This window comes from Methylobacterium sp. CCH5-D2 (assembly GCF_001556475.1).
Taxonomy (GTDB): domain Bacteria; phylum Pseudomonadota; class Alphaproteobacteria; order Rhizobiales; family Beijerinckiaceae; genus Methylobacterium; species Methylobacterium hispanicum.
This window is the reverse complement of sequence record NZ_LSIX01001085.1, coordinates 1-3,225: the sequence shown is the minus strand read 5'-3', so window position 1 is coordinate 3,225 and position 3,225 is coordinate 1. Positions and strand designations below refer to the sequence as shown.

At 68.0% G+C, this 3,225-nt stretch carries 3 protein-coding genes; all 3 read right to left on the bottom strand.

Annotated elements, in window-relative coordinates; translation table 11 throughout:
* Window positions 1–301 precede the first annotated feature (301 nt).
* A complete protein-coding gene (locus tag AX737_RS29215) occupies window positions 302–1,738 on the bottom strand; it encodes a calcium-binding protein (protein ID WP_066927484.1) in 1,437 nt (478 codons plus the stop codon).
* Window positions 1,739–2,055: 317 nt separating this feature from the next.
* Window positions 2,056–2,646, bottom strand: a complete 591-nt coding sequence (locus tag AX737_RS29210) for a response regulator transcription factor (RefSeq protein WP_066927482.1) — start codon at window positions 2,644–2,646, stop codon at window positions 2,056–2,058.
* A partial coding sequence (locus tag AX737_RS29205) for an ATP-binding protein (protein WP_197430764.1) occupies window positions 2,643–3,225 on the bottom strand: 583 nt, incomplete at its 5' end. The genes AX737_RS29210 and AX737_RS29205, both read right to left, overlap by 4 nt.

Genomic DNA, 3,225 nt, shown 5'->3' with positions numbered 1-3,225 from the left:
GCCGGGCTATCTCGCGGCGGTCGCGGCGGCGGCCGAGGCCGCGCAGCTGCCCGCGGCCCATATCCGCGAGATCCGCGGCTGGCAGCACGGGGCGCCGGCCTGACGGCGGCGCACTCGCGCAGGCGCTGACCATCGCGACAGCGCGGCGCTGGGGCGCGACGAGAAAAGCCCCGGCACGGTCCCGTGCCGGGGCAAGTCTACCTGGGTGATGCCCGTTTGTAGCGTGGGACCGCTCGTGAACGGCCCCAGGTCCGTTGGGAAGGCGGACAGGTCGACGTCCCTGCCTGCTTTCAGGAACTGATCAGGCCGTCAGCCGGGCGAGGTCGCCTTGCGCTATGGTAGTCCCCGCTCCATCGAGCCGGATCGACATGTCGACGGACCCATTCCCGTTGGTGTCGACGAACAGGTAGTTGCCGTTCGAGCCGGTCACGTAGGCGACGTTGACCTGACCGCCGGAGATCAGCACGTTGGCGAGGGCTAGCTGCGCGTCGTACCCGGCGTTACCAGCCGCGCCGTCGCGTAGAACCGGTCCGCCGACGAGGTCCAGATGGATCTTGTCCTCCCTCGTCGTGAAGCCCACGATCAGATCTGACGTCGCCTCGGTCAGGCCCGAGTCCCCGGCCGCGAAGGCAAAGGTGTCGTTGCCGGCACCGCCGTTGAGCGTGTCCACGCCGGCGCCGCCGACGAGATAGTTGTCGCCGCCCGTGGCGGTGATCACGTCGTTGCCGACGCCGCCGTAGATCGTGTCGTTGCCGGTGCCGCCGATCAGCGTGTCGTTGCCCTGGCCGCCGGAGAGGACGTTGTTCCCCTTCGATCCAGAGTAGTCGATCGAGTCGTCGCCCTGACCGCCAAAGACGGTGTCGTTACCGGTTGCGCTGGTCCCGGTGATCGTGTCGTTGCCCTGGTTACCGTAGATCAGGTCGCTGCCGGCACCGCCATCGATGGTGTTGTTACCTGCGCCGCCGTAGATGGTGTCGTTGCCTGCGCCACCAGTGATGATGTCGTTGCCGAGACCGCCGAACAGCACGTTGTTGCCGCCCGTGGCCACGATCACGTCGTCGCCCTGGCCGCCGTATATCGTGTCGTTGCCGTTGCCGCCCGTCAGCGTGTCGTCGCCGAGGTTTCCGTCGATGATGTTGTTGCCCGTCGGACCGGTGTAGTCGATCGAGTCGTCGCCCTGGCCGCCGAACAGCGTGCTGTTGCCGGCGAGCGTGTCGGTGCCAGTAACGCCGAGCAGGATGACGTCGTCGCCCTGGTTGCCGTAGACCAGATCGTTGCCGCCGCCAGTCGTGATGCGGTTCTCGCCCGCGCCGCCGTAGATGGTGTCGTTGCCGGTGCCGCCGGTGATGCTGTCATTGCCGAGGCCGCCGAACAGCACGTTGTTGCCGCCCGTGGCCACGATCACGTCGTCGCCCTGACCGCCGTAGATCGTGTCGTTGCCGGAGCCGCCCATCAGCGTGTCGTCGCCGAGGTTTCCGTAGATGATGTTGTTGCCCGTCGAGCCGGTGTAGTTGATCGAGTCGTCGCCCTGGCCGCCGAACAGGGTGCTGTTGCCGGCGAACGTGCTGGTGCTGCCCGTGGGCCGGAGCAGGATGACGTCGTCGCCCTGGTTGCCGTAGATCAGGTCGTTGCCGCCGCCGCCCGTGAGCGTATCGGCGCCGGCAAGGCCCCGGATGATGTCGTCGGCTGCCGTGACCGCGAAAGTATCGTTGCCGGTGCCGCCCGTAAATTCAGCCACTGTCGATTCCCTCCGAAGAGCCCGCGCATCGGGAGACCATCTCCCTGCTTGCGCAGGCTGAGCCGTAAGGGAAACAGAGCCGATACATCTACTGTCAGACCTGACAGCCTCGTCCTAGATAATCTGACAGCTGTCACGTCTGACAGCGGCAACCTGTCAGACGTGACAGTAGATCATCTTGATCGTGGCTGTAAAAAGACGACAGATGCCTTGCGCCGCCAACGCGGGCATCTGCCTCCGAAGGGCAAAGTCAACCCTCCCTCTCTTCGTTCGGAGAGGGAGGGTTTTCGCGTTTGGCGGGACGTCCCGAGGCGCGGCTACTTCTCGAGCAGCCCCATCGAGAGGGCGATCACGGCCGCCTGGACGCGAGAGGTCACGTTCAGCTTCCGCATCGCGTTGCCGATGTGGAAGTTCGTCGTGCGCTCGCTGATCGCCAGGATCTGCGCGATCTCGATCGACGACTTGCCCCGCGAGACCAGGGTCAGGATCTCGCGCTCGCGCTCGGTCATCTGGACCGCGGGCTCCCGCACGGCCCTGCGCACGGGCGCGCGCTGCAGGACGTTGCGCAGCACCGCCACGAGCAGCTCGAAGTCGATCGGCTTGGTGACGAAGTCCGCGCAGCCGAGGCGCCGCGCCTCGATCTGGTTGCGCCGCCCCCCGAAGGCGGTGAGGAACACGAAGGGCGGTACCGCGCCGGCCTCGCTCGCGCGGCGCAGCAGGTCGAGGCCGCCGAAGCCCGGCAGGTCGATGTCGCAGATCACGGCGTCCGGGGACGTCCGCAGGCGCGCGAGACCTTCCGGGCCGCTCGCCGCACGCTCGACGGCGAAGCCCTCCTCGATCAGCACCTCGGCGACGAGGTCGGCGATCTCGCGGTCGTCCTCCACGCAGAGGATCCGGGTCCGGCTCACGCGGCGACCTTCTCGGGAGGCAGGTGGAGGCTCACGCGGGTGCCCTGGCCCGGCCGGCTCGCGATCCGGATCTCGCCGCCATGCGCCTCCACGAAGTGGCGGACGATGTGCAGGCCGACGCCGAGGCCCCGGATGCCCGTGCTGTTGCGCGCCCGGTAATAGGGCTCGAACACCCGCTCGACCTCGTCCGCGTCGATGCCGATGCCGCAATCCGAGACCGTGATCATCGGGCCGTCCGTCAGGTCCGAGCGATCGACGCTCACGGTCACGGCGGCGGGGGCGTGCGAGTACCTGACCGCGTTGGAGACGAGGTTCGAGACGGCTTGGTAGAGCAGGCCGCGGTCGCCGCAGATGGTCTCCTCGCCGCAGAGCAGCGTGAGGGCGAGTTCGGGGCCGGGCTCGTACTCGGTGAGCAGCGGCCTGAGGAACTCCATGCAGGGCGTGTGCTCCGGGACGAGCGCGATCTCGCCGCCATCGACCTCGGCGGCGAGCTGGATGCGGCCGACGAGGGCGTCGAGGCGCGCGACCGCCTGGCCGATCTTGTCGGTGCGCGCCACGATCTCGGCGGGCTCGATGCCC